This is a genomic window from Porcipelethomonas ammoniilytica (assembly GCF_025567485.1).
GTDB lineage: Bacteria > Bacillota > Clostridia > Oscillospirales > Ruminococcaceae > Porcipelethomonas > Porcipelethomonas ammoniilytica.
Genome location: NZ_JAOQKH010000024.1, coordinates 1 through 15025, shown reverse-complemented (window position 1 = coordinate 15025; position 15025 = coordinate 1). Strand labels below are relative to the sequence as shown.

At 38.2% G+C, this 15025-nt stretch carries 25 protein-coding genes; 24 read left to right on the top strand and 1 reads right to left on the bottom strand.

Annotated features, from left to right (window positions below; translation table 11 throughout):
* The first annotated feature begins 41 nt into the window (after positions 1-41).
* From OCV67_RS11930 to OCV67_RS11815, 24 genes are all read left to right on the top strand, one after another.
* A complete protein-coding gene (locus OCV67_RS11930; protein WP_147644188.1) occupies positions 42-431 on the top strand; it encodes a hypothetical protein in 390 nt (129 codons plus the stop codon).
* Entirely contained in the window at positions 428-562 is a 135-nt protein-coding gene (locus OCV67_RS11925; RefSeq protein WP_262644606.1) for a hypothetical protein, read from the top strand. The genes OCV67_RS11930 and OCV67_RS11925 overlap by 4 nt, the downstream gene beginning before the upstream one ends.
* A 3-nt stretch (positions 563-565) precedes the next feature.
* Positions 566-979, top strand: a complete 414-nt coding sequence (locus tag OCV67_RS11920) for a YopX family protein (RefSeq protein ID WP_147644187.1) — start codon at positions 566-568, stop codon at positions 977-979.
* Positions 972-1172, top strand: a complete 201-nt coding sequence (locus tag OCV67_RS11915) for a Lar family restriction alleviation protein (RefSeq protein WP_147644186.1) — start codon at positions 972-974, stop codon at positions 1170-1172. Before OCV67_RS11920 ends, OCV67_RS11915 begins: the two co-directional genes overlap by 8 nt.
* Positions 1159-1413: a hypothetical protein gene (locus OCV67_RS11910; RefSeq protein WP_147644185.1), complete on the top strand. Its 255-nt coding sequence runs from the start codon at positions 1159-1161 to the stop codon at positions 1411-1413. Before OCV67_RS11915 ends, OCV67_RS11910 begins: the two co-directional genes overlap by 14 nt.
* Positions 1414-1534: 121 nt before the next feature.
* Entirely contained in the window at positions 1535-1861 is a 327-nt protein-coding gene (locus tag OCV67_RS11905; protein ID WP_147644184.1) for a hypothetical protein, read from the top strand.
* A gap of 3 nt (positions 1862-1864) precedes the next feature.
* Entirely contained in the window at positions 1865-2290 is a 426-nt protein-coding gene (locus OCV67_RS11900) for a hypothetical protein (RefSeq protein ID WP_147644183.1), read from the top strand.
* Position 2291: 1 nt separating this feature from the next.
* On the top strand, positions 2292-2705 hold the full coding sequence (locus OCV67_RS11895; RefSeq protein ID WP_147644182.1) for a hypothetical protein: 414 nt from the start codon (positions 2292-2294) through the stop codon (positions 2703-2705).
* Position 2706: 1 nt separating this feature from the next.
* Positions 2707-2880 carry a hypothetical protein gene (locus tag OCV67_RS11890; RefSeq protein ID WP_178085125.1) on the top strand — a complete coding sequence of 58 codons (174 nt, stop codon included), beginning with the start codon at positions 2707-2709 and terminating at the stop codon, positions 2878-2880.
* Positions 2870-3307: a hypothetical protein gene (locus OCV67_RS11885; protein WP_147644181.1), complete on the top strand. Its 438-nt coding sequence runs from the start codon at positions 2870-2872 to the stop codon at positions 3305-3307. The genes OCV67_RS11890 and OCV67_RS11885 overlap by 11 nt, the downstream gene beginning before the upstream one ends.
* A 435-nt stretch (positions 3308-3742) precedes the next feature.
* Positions 3743-4171 carry a hypothetical protein gene (locus OCV67_RS11880; RefSeq protein ID WP_147644180.1) on the top strand — a complete coding sequence of 143 codons (429 nt, stop codon included), beginning with the start codon at positions 3743-3745 and terminating at the stop codon, positions 4169-4171.
* Complete coding sequence (locus OCV67_RS11875) at positions 4161-5588, top strand: DEAD/DEAH box helicase family protein (protein ID WP_147644179.1); 1428 nt, start codon at positions 4161-4163, stop codon at positions 5586-5588. Before OCV67_RS11880 ends, OCV67_RS11875 begins: the two co-directional genes overlap by 11 nt.
* Positions 5585-7102, top strand: coding sequence for a phage portal protein (locus OCV67_RS11870; RefSeq protein ID WP_147644178.1), 1518 nt, complete (start codon positions 5585-5587; stop codon positions 7100-7102). The genes OCV67_RS11875 and OCV67_RS11870 overlap by 4 nt, the downstream gene beginning before the upstream one ends.
* A 4-nt stretch (positions 7103-7106) precedes the next feature.
* Complete coding sequence (locus tag OCV67_RS11865; RefSeq protein WP_147644177.1) at positions 7107-8702, top strand: EndoU domain-containing protein; 1596 nt, start codon at positions 7107-7109, stop codon at positions 8700-8702.
* 13 nt (positions 8703-8715) lie between these two features.
* On the top strand, positions 8716-8970 hold the full coding sequence (locus tag OCV67_RS11860) for a hypothetical protein (protein WP_147644176.1): 255 nt from the start codon (positions 8716-8718) through the stop codon (positions 8968-8970).
* Positions 8971-9026: 56 nt separating this feature from the next.
* Positions 9027-9173, top strand: coding sequence for a hypothetical protein (locus OCV67_RS11855; RefSeq protein ID WP_178085124.1), 147 nt, complete (start codon positions 9027-9029; stop codon positions 9171-9173).
* A gap of 203 nt (positions 9174-9376) precedes the next feature.
* Positions 9377-10564, top strand: coding sequence for an XkdF-like putative serine protease domain-containing protein (locus OCV67_RS11850; RefSeq protein WP_147644175.1), 1188 nt, complete (start codon positions 9377-9379; stop codon positions 10562-10564).
* 15 nt (positions 10565-10579) lie between these two features.
* Positions 10580-11551, top strand: coding sequence for a P2 family phage major capsid protein (locus OCV67_RS11845; protein ID WP_147644174.1), 972 nt, complete (start codon positions 10580-10582; stop codon positions 11549-11551).
* 14 nt (positions 11552-11565) lie between these two features.
* Positions 11566-11871: a hypothetical protein gene (locus tag OCV67_RS11840; protein WP_147644173.1), complete on the top strand. Its 306-nt coding sequence runs from the start codon at positions 11566-11568 to the stop codon at positions 11869-11871.
* Positions 11872-11875: 4 nt separating this feature from the next.
* Entirely contained in the window at positions 11876-12259 is a 384-nt protein-coding gene (locus OCV67_RS11835) for a DUF3199 family protein (protein ID WP_147644172.1), read from the top strand.
* A 128-nt stretch (positions 12260-12387) separates the two neighbouring features.
* Entirely contained in the window at positions 12388-12756 is a 369-nt protein-coding gene (locus OCV67_RS11830; RefSeq protein WP_147644171.1) for a DUF3599 family protein, read from the top strand.
* Entirely contained in the window at positions 12757-13251 is a 495-nt protein-coding gene (locus OCV67_RS11825) for an HK97 gp10 family phage protein (RefSeq protein ID WP_262644603.1), read from the top strand. It begins immediately after the preceding gene.
* 84 nt (positions 13252-13335) lie between these two features.
* Complete coding sequence (locus OCV67_RS11820; RefSeq protein ID WP_147644170.1) at positions 13336-13782, top strand: hypothetical protein; 447 nt, start codon at positions 13336-13338, stop codon at positions 13780-13782.
* Positions 13779-13988 carry a hypothetical protein gene (locus OCV67_RS11815; protein ID WP_147644169.1) on the top strand — a complete coding sequence of 70 codons (210 nt, stop codon included), beginning with the start codon at positions 13779-13781 and terminating at the stop codon, positions 13986-13988. Before OCV67_RS11820 ends, OCV67_RS11815 begins: the two co-directional genes overlap by 4 nt.
* 230 nt (positions 13989-14218) lie before the next feature.
* On the opposite strand, the gene OCV67_RS11810 is transcribed toward OCV67_RS11815, so the two are convergent.
* A complete protein-coding gene (locus tag OCV67_RS11810; protein ID WP_147644168.1) occupies positions 14219-14863 on the bottom strand; it encodes a dockerin type I repeat-containing protein in 645 nt (214 codons plus the stop codon).
* Positions 14864-15025: the final 162 nt, after the last annotated feature.

The window sequence follows — 15025 nt, the reverse complement described above, 5'->3', positions numbered from 1 at the left end:
CATGGCTGGAAAGAGGCGGTTAATTCTCTGGAGGAGTATTTATGCGGACAAAGGAAATAGAACTTTCTGCTGCTAAAAACATTCCGCCGCCTAAGTACCTGACAATGCCGGAAACGTGTTTTTATATAACGTTGAGGTCGTTATACAGATATTACAAAAAAGGCGAGATTTCAAAAAATGACGCCAAAGCTGAAAAGCAGCAGATAATAGGTAAATGTACGGAATTTGAAGCGGCCTATGAACAATGGTGTTCGGTATACAAATCGTATCAGGATAATGTCCGCAAGGCAGGAACGCTGATTAATGATATTGAAAAATCAGACAATGCGGAAGATATCGCCGTATTGGCGTGCGAGGTAATAGGTATTATGATGGGTGACGCAAGTTTTACACAAAGGCAGAAGAAAAAAATTAAAAGGAGAACGCCATGAATGAAACTGAAAGAATTATATCAAGTTTGTATGAACAATGGAATGTGATTCGTGTAATGATTGTAGTTTTGTTTGTGAAGAAACAGGCATATGTAAATGGAAATACGCCGATAAGGTTGAGGAGGTATTGAAAGATGAATAGAGAGATATTGTTCAGGGGTAAGCGTGTTGATAACGGCGAGTGGGTCAATGGGTATTTAGTAAAAAAGATCGACCCATTATATACCGATATCGAAACCCATTGCATTTTACATCAAGAACGAGATAACTGTGGGTGTTTAATGCCATTGATGACATGGACTAGGGTTGACGTTGAAACAATAGGACAATATACAGGTCTGACCGATAAAAACGGCGTTAAGATTTTTGAGGGGGATATTATAAAACATAAAGAAAATCTTTTTGAAATAAAATATTCGACTGAGCAAGCAAGATATCTTGCTGTTCTGACGAACGGGGTTTTTGATCCTGTGGCTATGCAAAATTGTGAGGTAGTTGGAAACGTTTTTGATAATTCTGAATTGCTGAAAGGAGAAGAAAATGAATGAAAAATTAAAACCGTGTCCGTTTTGTGGTGGCTGCGTTGAAGCTGTTAAGAGAATTATTAATTCTGAAACAATATATTTTATCAAGTGTCACAAATGTGGTGCGACAGTGAGTTTTGATAATTTGGTATGCAATAATAATCCGATAAAATCCATTGATTATTGGAACAGGAGGACTGAAAATGCCGAAGTATAAAATTTTTGTGGAAGAAACCGTTAAATTAAAACACTTAATTACCGTTGAGTGCGATGAAGATATCATAGAATATATTCCTGATCCTGATGATTCTGCAGGGGGAGAGGTTAGCAATTATGCATACGACATGCTAGATGGTATTGACGGTTTAACTGTTTTGTCTGTTGAAGAAGAAATAGATTGTTATGACTGCGATTGTTTTGAACTAGATGATATCATTCCATGCAAAGAGGACGATTAAACGCTGAAAACACCGTCTAGAATGCGCTGTAATCAATTTTGAATGTGTTATAATGGAATTACAGGGTTAAAATCATAACGCCTAAAAACGGGCGTAAAATTGAAATATGGAGGTAATGAAAATGGAAACTAGAGAACAAATATTACGGCGAGATTTTTCTAATGAATTTATTGCAAAAATGAAAAATGCTATTGAGGTGTCCCATTATAAATATGGATGGTGTTCTCAAACGTATCCGGAATTAGCCCAAGCTTACAAAAGTATAAAAAGACGTTTAGAGCTGTATGAGGAAACCCATAACACCGAATATCTTGTAGACGTAGCAAATTTTGCCATGATAGAGTACAAATATCCGTCATTTACTAACGCAAAATATATGCCTACTGACAGCGATAAATCACCGGGATTAACTGATGGTATTTCATACAAAGAACTTATGGAGGATTAAAAAATGAAAAATAATATTTTTATAAAATGTCAGCATCAGGCACTGACGAGCGACCATGTAGGGATGTTAAAATTAGACGATGGCAGGGTATTATTAACGGCAGACGGATTTACGGCGGTCGTGATACCGCAGGAGGATCTCATGCTTGATGTAAGTCGATTTGTATGTTTGCCAAAAAGAGTTTTAGACGGCATGGACAAAGTACCAGAGTTAAAATTAACTTGCAATTGCAGATGTACAATCCCGAAAATAATAATAAGACAGTTGCAGTCTGATTCCGGAAAATCTGTATATGTAAACGATAAATACATAAAATTTTTCGGTACCGGGGTAAGTTACAAAGGAGACGAATGGAGAGTTTTTGTTTACGAAAAAAGTACTGATGAATTAATCGGATTAATATTACCGTTTATTTTAAAGGAGGATTAAAGTGAAATCAAGAGTAAGAACGTATTCCAAAAAGGAAATAGGATGGCTATGTGGGGAGGCTATGGAAGAAATAGATCGATGTATAAATTCTAACGGAATAGTATTTTTAATTGCACTTATGCGGCATACAGGGTGGAAGAAAAAGCGGATAGAAGATTTTCTTTTAACACTTAATACTACTATGGACGAATACCACAAGCACTGTCTTGATAATGTATTTGATTATATGGCAGGAAAAGAACTTGCTGAAATTGGTATTGATATGGAGCAGTTACTTCCAAAGCCGTTGCCGTTTAAACAACAGTTACATAAATCTACTATTGAACGAAAAGCCAAAATCGACAGTTCAGAGGTCAAAAATCTACAAGCAGAAATGTCAGGATTTCATGAGTATTTTAAAGCAAAGGAGAATTAAAATGTCAACACAAACGTATGTAATCTATGACAAATACAACGGACATATAGTTTGTGACATCAAGGATAATTACAGAATTTTTGACAACGAAGTTAAGGCAGAACAGTACATACGGGATAAGAATTTGAATCAAATTGATTTCGTGGTTGAGAGGAGGGACAAGTTTGACTGCTAAGGAATATCTAATGCTGACTGATATATTATTGAATAGAATTAAGCAAAAAGAAGAAGAAATTGAAATGAATTATGATGAGATAAGAGATTGCAAGGTTACAATGTCAGATGGTACTGAAAATGGTAAAAACGAAAATGGTACAGAACTTAAATTGTGTAACTACATAGATAAAATTAATAAACTACAGCAAGATGTACTAACTGAAAAGGAAAGATTGTTAGCAATTAAAATTGATATTAGAAAAAAAATTAATCAACTTGAATTGAAATATCCTAAAAGTTGTTTATTATTAACAGATCGATATATTTTACACAAATCATTTAAAGAAATATTTGAACATTCCAAATATACTGAAATAAAAAGCGTTTATAATAATCATGACCAAGCTATTAAAGATTTCATTGAAATTCACGGTAATAATTTTTAAATTACAATAAATTACAATGAATTACCTTGACTTACAATAATAAATATGATATTATTAATCTATAGAAACAGGGCGAAAGCAGCACCGCCCGTTTCTACCTCTCTTCTACATTGTTTTATTCCTTGATTTACAGCCGTTGAAACTTAGACGGCTGTTATGCAGTCGGTAGTTTCAGTCGGTGCAACTCCGGCAGACTGCGCCAATAATTTGTATATTTTTGAAGATAAGATACAAACTATTTTTTGAGGTGATAAATGTGATTGAAAAAGAAATTAAGTCTAATTCAGAAGCAAAGGAAACCAAGAAAAATATTAATCAGAATCAGGAACACAACGTCAAAAAAGAAGCGTTGGGTCCTAATACAAGAAGATAATTATAAGCATCTCCCCGGAGGTGCTTTTTTCATGATTAAATTTATTATGGTAGGTGGTGACCTTGAATGAAAATAATTTGATACGACCAGAAGATTTAACGCCGAGTGAACGCCGAGAAAGCGCAAGAAAAGCGGGTAAAGCTTCTGCGGCGGCAAGACGTAAAAAAAAGTCTATGAGAGAAAAAATGAAGCTTTTGCTTTCCTTACCAGCTTGTGATAGTGATTTAACAGAGCTTGAAGCTATGGGAATTCCGATTGAGGAATCTGATAATGAAATGGTTATACTTAAAGGGTTATTTTTGAGAGCGGCTACTGGAGACGTTGCAGCTTCAAAAGAAATTCGTAACATTCTTGGCAAAGATAACTCTTCTGAAGAACTTGCCTTGAAGAAAAAGGAACTAGCACTTAAGGAGAAACAATTAACAGGTGAAAATGATATTGTAAAAAACTGGGTAGAAGCAGTGATTAGCGGTGATGAAAATGAAGAATGATAAGGTCTTAAAATTTTTTATTCAACGAATCCCACAATACCGTAAATCCCCCGAACTGTTCGCCCAAGAAGTCTGCAAGTTTGAATGTGACCAATGGCAGAAAGAGGTATTTACAGATATAGCGGAGTTTCCTAAAGTTACGGTGCGTTCCGGTCAGGGCGTTGGAAAGACTGGTTGTGAAGCTGTTTTGTGCCTGTGGTTTTTGTCCTGTTTCCCGTATTCCCGTGTTGTGGCTACTGCTCCTACTAAACAGCAGCTTAATGACGTACTCTGGGCGGAGGTTTCAAAATGGCAGTCAAAAAGTCCGCTTTTGAAAGTGGTTTTAAAATGGACTAAAACAAAGGTTTCTGTCGAGGGATATGAAGAACGCTGGTTTGCGACTGCACGTACTGCAACAAAGCCCGAAAACATGCAGGGCTTTCACGAGGACAATATGCTCTTTATCGTTGACGAGGCTTCAGGTGTTGCCGATCCGATAATGGAGGCGATTCTCGGTACGCTGTCCGGCGCAAATAATAAATTGCTGATGTGCGGAAACCCTACAAAGACTTCCGGAACTTTTTATGATTCTCATACCTGTGACAGAGGGTTGTATAAATGTCACAGAGTTTCTTCCCGTGACAGCTCCAGAACCAACAAGGAAAACATAGCGGCTATGGAGCGCAAATATGGGAAAGATTCAAATTTTGTTCGTGTTCGTGTTGACGGAGAATTTCCTAAACAGGAAGACGATGTTTTCATTCCTATGGAATTGATATTAACGTCAACATCGTCTGTGAAAGATTTTGAAGAACCGGAAATACCCGACCTTATCCATATTGGCTGTGATGTCGCAAGATTCGGGGACGATAAGACCGTTATTGGTCACAAAGTCAATGAAAAGGCAGATATTGTCTGCAAACGTCAGGGGCAGGATACCATGAAGACAGCTGACGATATAGTGATGTATTATGATAAATTGCTTAAAAAATATCCTAAATATAAACGTCCTGTTGCTGTTAAGATAGATGACGGCGGCGTAGGCGGCGGTGTTGTGGACAGATTAAGACAAATGAAGCGGAGTAATCCTCAGCGTTTTAAGCAAATGGGAATATTCCCCGTTAAATTCGGTCAGAGAATAAAACATGCATATTATTATGATTCTACCACATACATGATGAGCGTAGTCAGAAATCTTTTGTCACCTCATGATGAAGACGGGAAACCTAAACCTGTAGAACTGATTCTTCCCGATGATGCGGACTTAATAGCGCAGCTGTCAACCCGAAAATATGAAATGACCGACGATTCCAGACAGAGAGTCGAGAGTAAAGACGCCATAAAGAAAAGGGGCGGTCATTCTCCAGACGAAGCAGATTGTATTTTATTATGCTGTCTGCCTGTTAAATTCAAAAAAGAAAGGAGGCAAAAAACTTGAGTAAGAAAAAAAGAAAGGTTCGTGCCGAGATAATAAAAACAACAGCTCAGATAAAGAAATCCGATAGTCCGTCACATCTGGAAGAAAAAGAAGATTCCGGATATTCAGACTGGCTTGAGCCGGACTATACCTTAAAAGGTCTTGAAAATATGACAAGGCACTCTTCTATACTTCCTCAGTGCATTAGTGCGTATAAGTCCAATATAGCGGGGTTTGGTATTGGCGTTAGGTATAAAGAGGATGTTACAGACACGGAAGAGCTTGAAGATGAATTTAACAGACTTTCAGATATTGTGGAACTTCTTGCATTGGACTGTGATACAAAAGAAGTTTTTGAGAAGGTTATTGCCGCCCGTGAAACTTATGGAACTGCATATCTGGAGATAATCCGAAACGGGATGGACGAAGTGGTACAGATCGAATTTATTGAAAACGTTCCCAGCGTCCAAAAATCCAGACTGTTTGAAGAGTCGGTTGAGGTTGAATATGTTTACAAAGGAAAAGCTATAAGACGTAAAAAGCGGTACAGAAAGTATAAGCAGACAGTGGGTAGTAAAACCGTGTATTTCAAGGAGTTCGGAGACAAACGAATTATGAATAAAGAAACAGGCGGATATGTTTCTGAGCTGGATTCTGATAAACGGGCTAATGAGATACTGGAGTTTAAACTCGGCTCCAGACCTTACGGTCAGGTTCGCTGGATTGGTCAGGCGCTGAATGTTGACGGAAGCTGCAAGGCTGAAAATCTGAATAACAATTACTTTGAAAACGGTCGGCATACTCCTATGGCGGTAATTATCAAGGGCGGTACTCTGACAGACGAAAGCTATGACAAGCTTCAGACCTATATGAACGACATTAAAGGCGAAGCAGGTCAGCATAGCTTTTTGCTTCTTGAAGCTGAAAAAAATGAAAACAGTACAAGTATGCAGGAGGAAAAACAACCGGATATTGAATTAAAGAGTCTTGCGGATATTTTACAGCACGACGAGCTGTTTCAGGACTATTTGGATAATAACCGCAAGAAGGTACAGTCGGCTTTTCGCTTGCCTGATTTGTATGTGGGATATACCACAGATTTCAACCGTGCTACAGCTCAGACCGCAATGGAGGTAACAGAAAAACAGGTGTTTCAGCCGGAAAGACAGTCCCTTGCGTGGATAATCAATAATAAACTTCTAAATGAATATGGTTTTAAGCATGTTGAAGTTTATTTCAGGGAGCCGGACATCACCAATCCTGATGACTTGTATAAGGTACTTACTCTTGTAAACAACGCAGGGGGTCTTACTCCTAACAAGGCCAAAGAAATCGGGTACAAGGCTCTGGGTGAGACCAGTGATGACTTTGAGGAAGATTGGGGCAATATCCCACTTGCATATAGTAAGACACAATCAGCTTTAAACGGTCTTGAAACGCAGATTGCAAAAGCCGAAAATAATCACGATGATGAAATTGTGGCGGTAATGAAGTCAGTGCGCTCCCTGCTAATGAAACAGAGCAAAGGGGGCTGATTTTATGTGTTCCGAATGTCAGTTACTTATTAAAGCTATTGACGCATACATAGCCAAAGCCGACAATGATCTTGCTGACCGATTGAAAGAAGAAGGCTATGCAGATTCCAAAAATACAGTAAAGCATATTGAGGAACTGGAAGAAAAAATAGCCGAGGTTTTGCAGGAGCAATCAAAAGACTTTGAGGATTTGATTGAATCCGCTGATAAGAAAGGTATTGACCTTGAGGAATTTCTTAAAGGTTCATGGCAGGAATTTAAGACAACAAATGATATCAGGGAAAAGCTTTTCCCTATTTTCTTCAATGAATTTACGGAATATGTTCCTGTTCTGGCTAATTTTTACATGAAAGAAATGGATTCGGAGTTGATTGTTGAACAGATTTCCGAAAAGACAACCGACTGGATAGCACAATGGAGCTATGAGCTGTCAGATCTAATGCACCTTTCTTCTCACGAAGAAATTGAAAATATTCTCGTCAAGGGCTTGAAAAACGGCAAAGGAATTGCGGAGACTGCCCGTGACGTTCTGGAAAGCGGTATCAGGGACGAATTTTACAAGGCAAGACGTGCGGCGCTTACTGAAACCTTAAGAGCGCACAGCTTTGCCCGTGAAGAATCAATACAGCAGTGTCCGGCGTCCGAGTATAAGGAATGGATTCATACGGGAAATCATAAAATTGAACCCAGACCGAATCACGTAAGAATGAATGGTCAGAAAGTACTTATAAGTGAAAATTTTAAGCTTAAAGGTGCAGACGGAGTTACATATCTTGCCGATTTCCCCAAAGACCCTGCACTTCCAGCGGCGGAAGTAATTAATTGTCATTGTATTCATAGGAGTATCACCTCGGAAGAAATTTTAGGCTTACCTCTTGAAGAACGCAAAAAGCTACAGCAGCAGGCTATTGATGAAATGGGCGATGAATGGAAAAAAGAGCTTGACGCACGTAATAAGGCAAGAGCCGGAATTAATGAGGATACTATTAAATGTGACTGGCTTAGAAACAAAAAAACTGTTGAAGAAAGAAAAAAGTATTTCCGTTCCGATTCACGATGGGCGTTGTTTGAAAGCGGAGTAATTCAGAATGATGCTGACCTTGAGAGACTCTACAAAACAGTCGATACAAAATACGGTCCTAGAAAAGTATTTAAATCGTTGACTGAACTAAAAAATGATGGTATAATGACAGTACCGCATGAAACTTTGAGACATTCGACGGTTGGGGATTATATTAAACCTTCTAAAGATTATCCTAATGGAAGATTAAAAAATGGTGGACATTCCCAAAAATGCATAGAAGAACTCAAAAATAAAGGTATTGATTATAAAATAACTAAAAAGTATAACAACGGTGTTAGATTGGGCTATGTTCCTGAACATAAGCAAAAAACCAAACAATCAGGAATAGGACAATCATGGTTTCCGGAAAACTGGGATGACAATGATATTTTAAAAGCCGGTACATATACTGCTAATCATTCTAAAGATAGCGGTATGCCAAAGTTTGCAGAATATGATGGAGTCAGAGTTGGTATATTTCTTGATAATGATGGTTTTCCGTCGACAATTTTTCCTGATAATAGTGAGCAACCATAAGGAGTTGAATTAAATGGTAGATGCAAAGAAGATTCAAAAAATTATAAGCGAAAGAAAAAAAGCACATATAAACGATCCTGATATAGAAAAAAAATACTGGATTCCTCTTCTGAATGCGCTTGGCGAAGATGAGGACGATATTATTGATTACCTTGAAAGTCTTGAAGATGATGTTGCTTCATGGTTTAGTGAGATTTATGAAGAAGTAATTGAAAAATTTCCAAGTGATGAAATGAAAAAAGTATTTCATAGAATTAATATGATTTAAAGCACCTTGTAAAACAGGTGCTAATTTTATATCCAAAATAAGAAAGGAAGTATACTATGATTTCAACATTAATACTGCTTTATGCACTGGATACAGGTCAGATACCTACAGGTTGCTATATAGCTGCATGGTTTTTGGCAATTATTCGGACCGTTGCCAGATTAATAAAAACAGTTGCCGATATTGCTGATTATAAAGATTAAGTGCTTCAAAAGAGGCACTGTTTTTATAACAAAAGGTTGATATAAAACGCCTTTTAAAGGCGTTATTTTTATACCCAAAACAAAAATAAACCATCGAGCAGTTAACTGAAATTTAAGTTAACTTTGCCCGATATGTCCCGTGCGGTCACGCACTGCCCTAAGTAAGGCGTAAAACTGCTTAAAAATTTAAATGGAGGTGCAAAATGGGCGAGATAATTAAAACACGCAGTATTTCAGACGCACAGATACAGTTTGTATCCCTTGTGGACAAAGCGGCAAATAAGAAGTCTTTCCTTATTGCCAAAGCCGAAGACGGTAAAGCTTCATTTTCCGCATACGGTAAAATCGTAAAGACGGATACCGACAGTCATTATGTGACAGGTATTGTCTACGAGCCAATGACGGAGGATTCACAGGGTGACTACATGACTGAAGAAGAAATACGCAAAGCAGCGCATTGGTTTGCCAAAAACGGAGACGGTATTGACATTCAGCACAACTTTGAAAAGTTTGAAAAAGCCGAAGTTGTGGAGAACTGGATAGCCAAAGCGGATTTTGAGATCGGTAAGGAAAAAGTCAAAAAGGGTACTTGGCTGATGACCGTTGAAATCACAGACCCCGATGTCTGGGCAGCAGTTGAAAAGGGCGAAATAACCGGATTTTCAATGGGCGGCACGGGTATTTACAGCGAGGATGATGTTGATCCGGACTGTCTCAGCAAATCAGAGGGCAAAAGTTTTTTCAAGAAGCTTGCTAAAATGTTCGGTTTTGAGGTCGTGGAAAAAAGCGAGGTGGCTGTAAGGTTTAAGCAGAAAAACAAGTCAGAAGAATTCTGGAATGCCTTTTACAGCTTACAGGATACGTTGTTTAAGCGTAATAGCTTGACCGGAGATTCTGAAATTGAAACAGATTCTGAGAAAATTAAGGAATGTCTTTCAGATTTTTCGGAGATTGTTCAGGGTATTCTGGCAGATGATACTGACACGGTCATGAAAGCCGGAAAAACTCTCAGCGCAAAAAATATTGCAAGTCTTAAATCAATTTATGAAAGTATAGGAAAACTGCTTGAAGAAGCAGGAGAAACGGAGGAAAAGATGACAAAAGCAGAAGTAATGGATTTCATAAAAAATGAAATTCAGAAAGCCGAAAGCGGAAGCAGTAAGAATTCGGATAAGCTTGATGAAAAAACCAAGAAGTTTATTGTTGATACAATAAAGGAAGTTCTTGCCGAATCACAAAAGAATAAATCGGTTACTAAGGAGGAAGTTGCTGAAATGGTAAAAAGCGCTATGGAACCTCTGTACAAAGCAAGAGGTATAGTAACAAATCTCAACGGCGAGCCGGAGCCTGTAGGCAAAAGCGACGATCTTTTTGAGGGACTATTTGTATAAAGGAGGTACAAGAAAATGAAATCTAACAGAAATATAATCGCCAAAGCGGCAGTAGACACTTCCGCACTGGGTAACGGCGGAAGAATGAATGCCGAACAGGCAAATCAGTTCATAACATTCATGAGAGATTATTCTTCATTCCTGAAGAAAGTAAATTTTATCAAAATGACCAAAACAACCAGAGACCTTGACAGTCTTGAAGTTAATAAGCGAGCACTTCGCCGACAGGTTGAGAATGCCGATAATCCCGCAACAGGTACGGTAACTCAGAAAAGACGTTCTCTTAAAGCGATAGGCGTTGTGATGCCTTATGACGTTTCATTCCAGTACATGAAAGAAAATATTGAGGGTAAAAACGTTAATTCTACTCTTGCAAAGCTTTTTGCTCAGCAGTTTGCCAATGATACCGTGGAGCTTGCCTTTTTGGGAGACGAATCCGACACAGATAACTTCATCAATATCAATGACGGCTGGATCAAGATTGCCAAAGAGGACAGCGACACTCACAAGTTTGACACAGAGGGCAGTGCAGATTATTTAAATACTGTTTTTCCCGGACTTCTTGCGGCTATGCCTAACAAATATTACAGCCTTTACACCGAGGAAGATAAATCTAAGATAAAGATTTTCTGTTCTCCGACAGTCAACAGAAAGTACAAACAGCAGCTACAGGCCCGTAATACGGCTTTGGGTGACGCACTTATCACAGGCGGCAAAAACGTAAGCTATGACGGATTTGAAATAGTACCTGTAGCATTTATTCCCGATGATATTCAGATCGTTACTCCTTATGAAAATCTTATCTATGGTATTTACGGTCAGAGTCTTGAAGTATACCATGATGTTGTTCCCCGTAAAACAAGACACGAATACACCCTGCTTGCGGATTTTGATATGGAAATAAATAATCCTGACGCGTTTGTAATCGGCGGAAACTTTACAGCACAGACCGATACGAAAAAAGACGATGCTGAACAGACTGCTTAAAGGAGGTTTTTAAAATGCCGAGAAAAAAGGTCGATGAAAATCACAAGATAACAGAGCCGGACTTCGTTGAAGAACCGGCTGAGAGCAGTACAGAAGATACTTCCGTTTATGCTGAAGATATGTCGCCGCTGGCTGAGGAAAAAGTTTCTCAAGAAAAGTCTGATGTTGTCGGTAATCCGGACAGCAAAGCGGTGCTGCGTCTGGCGAAGGGAGCAACATTTACATCCGGCGGAAAGGTATATAACAAGGGCGTTCTTGAGCCTGTTCCTCCGGATATAGCAGACAAGCTGATGAAAACCGGATTTTTTGAAAGAGCGTGATAACATGGCAGTCAGACCGTGGGTAACTCCTCAAGAGGTACGGGACTATACGGAAATTAAATCAGTTCAGGAAAGAAACGATACACGTATTGCCGTTGATATTTCAAGAGCCGAGCAGTATGTAATTTCATATACAAACAATGATTTTTCCGATTATGAGGAAATACCGCAGAATGTAAAAACAGCCGTGATTCTCTTAGCCGAGACTTACGGCTATAATTCTGTCGTTTCTGCAAAGGAAGTAACGTCTGAAACCTTTGACGATTATAGTTATACGGCTGAAAACAGTATTGTCAGCTTCGATACTCTGGGTATTAAACCGCTTCTTGAGGAATTTATAAAGGTAAAACCCAAAAACGGCGTTACAATGCGGTTAAGGAGGCTATAACTTACTTTTTTGAAAAAAAGTAAGCAAAAAACTTTTAATTCGAATTTAGTCAACTGGTATATTTTTCATAAAACTCGACAGGTAAGTAAATACAGCATTAAAGAAAAAATTTGAAGAGGAGGAAATTTATGTCATTGGATAATCTTCTGGACCATAAATGCGATATCTATCACTTGAAAAAGTCTAAAAGTACTGTAGGATACGGTTTGCCTGATACTGTTTCTTTTAATTACGGAGACGTCCCCGATCTAAAAAATGTTACATGCCATTTCGGGGTAGAGTCTCTTGATTCGTCTGTTGAACAGAAAAATCCGCAGAATATATTAACTGAAAGGATAAAGCTTACATTGTCCATCGGTACGGATATACGCATTAATGACAAGGTAGTTGACTGTGAAACGGGACTTGAATATACAGCTGAAAGACCTAGAAATATCCGTGGTCATCACATTTTTGTATATATCAAGCGCACAAAGGAACAGGAGGCGCTTAAATAAATGTTTGAATCAGACGACATGAAACAGTTTTTCGGCAAATGCAGTTCTGCCGGAAACGGTGATTTCAAAAAAGCTCTTTCGGTATTTGTTCAGGGACTGGGACTTGAATTCCTAAGAGTCATTCAAGATGAAATAATTCGGCTTAAGGTTATAGATACAAGGCTTTTGCTGAGCAGTTTTCATATCGGAGATAACGGAAATGCGGAACTTTCCGAAGGAGACTTGACTGTTGAAGTGGGTACAAATGTTGAATATGCAAAATTCGTTAACGACGGTCATTGGACTTGCGGCAAAGGAGAGGCTATGAGATTTGTCCCCGGACGTTGGAGCGGAAACAGATTCATTTATGATCCATCTGCTAAAAGCGGTATGATGTTAAAGCAAAAATGGATTGAGGGGAGACATTTCTGGGAAAGCGGAATAAAAATCATGGAAAAAATGATACCCGGACTTCTTGAAGCAAAGGTTCAGCAATGGATGGATAATTACTTTTAAAAATGTATGGTCGTGCCAATAAAAAACGGATTCCGTAAAATAAAATTCGATTTGTCCGGTGCGGTCATGCACTAAGGAGGGTTTATGCTTGAAAAAGAGGTTGCAAGTATAATTAAGTTTATTCTTGATTCTGCCGGGAATCCTGTGCCTTACTATCATAACATGCCTGAAAACTTCGTTGTTCCGTCAGTGTATTTTCCGTCTCCGGAAATCACTTTTGAACCCGATACTTTCAGTACATATGGAGCGGATTACAATATATTTGTGAATTTCTTTCACACCAGTACTGAACTTGCCTATGAGCTTGCACTGCCTGTGTTTCACAGTATCAACGCTGCTCGTAAGCTTATCCCCGCGATTGACATTAACGGAAAAACCACAGGGCAATATATAAGAATTCAGGATGTTCAGCTAAAAAAATCAGATGAATGCGCATATCAGATGCAGGTCGGCTGGGTAAGCAGAAGACCGTACAATTGCGAAGAAGCGCAGTTAATACAAAACTTTTACTTGAACGGAGGTAAAATATGAAAACCAAAAATGAAGATATAAAGCGGGAGGTTCAGGCATCTCCTGCGCCTAAGTTTACAATTGAAAAGCTGAGGGAAAACAGTCTTAAGCTTTTCGGTGTAACTCAAAGCACCTTTGACGGTGTGACATACGGTCTGAGCGGTGAATTCACTGTCTCGGAAATGAAGAAAATTATTTCTAATTGGCAGAACAAGGAGGTTAAATAATTATGGCTGGAGGAACATTCGATAAGTCTGTAGGAAAAGTAAGACCGGGTACTTACATTAATTTTGAGGCTTCAAATCAAAGGCTGCGTATTTACAGGCGACATTCCTCTTATGGCTCTGGATACTGCCGGAGGAGTAAGAGAGGACGCTATTTCTTTTAATGCTAAAGATGTGATTTAATAAAAAAGAACGCCGCTCCCATAAATACGGGAAAAGCGTTCTATATGATTTTAATATTTATAATAATATCCTTCAAGATATCTCATCAGCAAAATAGTATCATATGTATCTATTACTCCATCACCGTCAATATCTGCTTTTAATTTTCCTATTTCTGGCAGATAATATGATCCGACAAGATACTTATTTAATAGTTCAACATCTTTTGTATTAACTATCCCGTCACTATTAACATCGCCCATATCCAAAACGCTAATATAAATATTACTTTTTGCAAGCTCATTTCCTCTGTCGTTTTTCAAAGAGGTAATGTTAATGTCGTTAATGTTCGGGTATGTAGATTTTGATACAAAATCAACAAATCCCAAATATCCGGACTTATCGGAAGGACTTGAATTGGTATAGTTCATATATACCATATTTTGCGTATCGGTTATTTCAATATCGTTTACATTAAATGTTCCGCCGACCTCGCCGACATTATTTATGGTACATTTTGTTAAATTGGGGTTATACGAAACATTAGCGTTGAGCTTAGCGATATATGTGTTACTGGACGCATAAAAATAGTATCTCTTTGCATAAACTGCATTTTCTGATACTTCTGCGGCTGAGGCGGAAACCATGCTTCCTACAGATACTGCGGACATTATTGCTGTTAACAAAACAGCAGTAATTTTTTTAAAGCATTTCATATTTTAAAACTATATATTTTATTATATATTTAAAAAGGCAAAATGTCAATAACTGTAAATTTTTAAGACGTATTATACGTCTTATTTTTATGTCCGAAAGCGGTCAAGACGTAAAACTGCTCCGCAAAAAATTAATATAATATTATGGAGGTCATAAAAATG

Excerpts from the sequence above, each read along its gene's own strand:
- OCV67_RS11930 (WP_147644188.1), top strand. The coding sequence starts at position 42 with ATGCGGACAAAGGAAATAGAACTTTCTGCTGCTAAAAACATTCCGCCG.
- OCV67_RS11925 (WP_262644606.1), top strand. The coding sequence starts at position 428 with ATGAATGAAACTGAAAGAATTATATCAAGTTTGTATGAACAATGGAAT.
- OCV67_RS11920 (WP_147644187.1), top strand. The coding sequence starts at position 566 with ATGAATAGAGAGATATTGTTCAGGGGTAAGCGTGTTGATAACGGCGAG.
- OCV67_RS11915 (WP_147644186.1), top strand. The coding sequence starts at position 972 with ATGAATGAAAAATTAAAACCGTGTCCGTTTTGTGGTGGCTGCGTTGAA.
- OCV67_RS11910 (WP_147644185.1), top strand. The coding sequence starts at position 1,159 with ATGCCGAAGTATAAAATTTTTGTGGAAGAAACCGTTAAATTAAAACAC.
- OCV67_RS11905 (WP_147644184.1), top strand. The coding sequence starts at position 1,535 with ATGGAAACTAGAGAACAAATATTACGGCGAGATTTTTCTAATGAATTT.
- OCV67_RS11900 (WP_147644183.1), top strand. The coding sequence starts at position 1,865 with ATGAAAAATAATATTTTTATAAAATGTCAGCATCAGGCACTGACGAGC.
- OCV67_RS11890 (WP_178085125.1), top strand. The coding sequence starts at position 2,707 with ATGTCAACACAAACGTATGTAATCTATGACAAATACAACGGACATATA.
- OCV67_RS11875 (WP_147644179.1), top strand. The coding sequence starts at position 4,161 with ATGAAGAATGATAAGGTCTTAAAATTTTTTATTCAACGAATCCCACAA.
- OCV67_RS11865 (WP_147644177.1), top strand. The coding sequence starts at position 7,107 with ATGTGTTCCGAATGTCAGTTACTTATTAAAGCTATTGACGCATACATA.
- OCV67_RS11860 (WP_147644176.1), top strand. The coding sequence starts at position 8,716 with ATGGTAGATGCAAAGAAGATTCAAAAAATTATAAGCGAAAGAAAAAAA.
- OCV67_RS11855 (WP_178085124.1), top strand. The coding sequence starts at position 9,027 with ATGATTTCAACATTAATACTGCTTTATGCACTGGATACAGGTCAGATA.
- OCV67_RS11850 (WP_147644175.1), top strand. The coding sequence starts at position 9,377 with ATGGGCGAGATAATTAAAACACGCAGTATTTCAGACGCACAGATACAG.
- OCV67_RS11845 (WP_147644174.1), top strand. The coding sequence starts at position 10,580 with ATGAAATCTAACAGAAATATAATCGCCAAAGCGGCAGTAGACACTTCC.
- OCV67_RS11840 (WP_147644173.1), top strand. The coding sequence starts at position 11,566 with ATGCCGAGAAAAAAGGTCGATGAAAATCACAAGATAACAGAGCCGGAC.
- OCV67_RS11835 (WP_147644172.1), top strand. The coding sequence starts at position 11,876 with ATGGCAGTCAGACCGTGGGTAACTCCTCAAGAGGTACGGGACTATACG.
- OCV67_RS11830 (WP_147644171.1), top strand. The coding sequence starts at position 12,388 with ATGTCATTGGATAATCTTCTGGACCATAAATGCGATATCTATCACTTG.
- OCV67_RS11825 (WP_262644603.1), top strand. The coding sequence starts at position 12,757 with ATGTTTGAATCAGACGACATGAAACAGTTTTTCGGCAAATGCAGTTCT.
- OCV67_RS11820 (WP_147644170.1), top strand. The coding sequence starts at position 13,336 with ATGCTTGAAAAAGAGGTTGCAAGTATAATTAAGTTTATTCTTGATTCT.
- OCV67_RS11815 (WP_147644169.1), top strand. The coding sequence starts at position 13,779 with ATGAAAACCAAAAATGAAGATATAAAGCGGGAGGTTCAGGCATCTCCT.
- OCV67_RS11810 (WP_147644168.1), bottom strand. The coding sequence starts at position 14,863 with ATGAAATGCTTTAAAAAAATTACTGCTGTTTTGTTAACAGCAATAATG.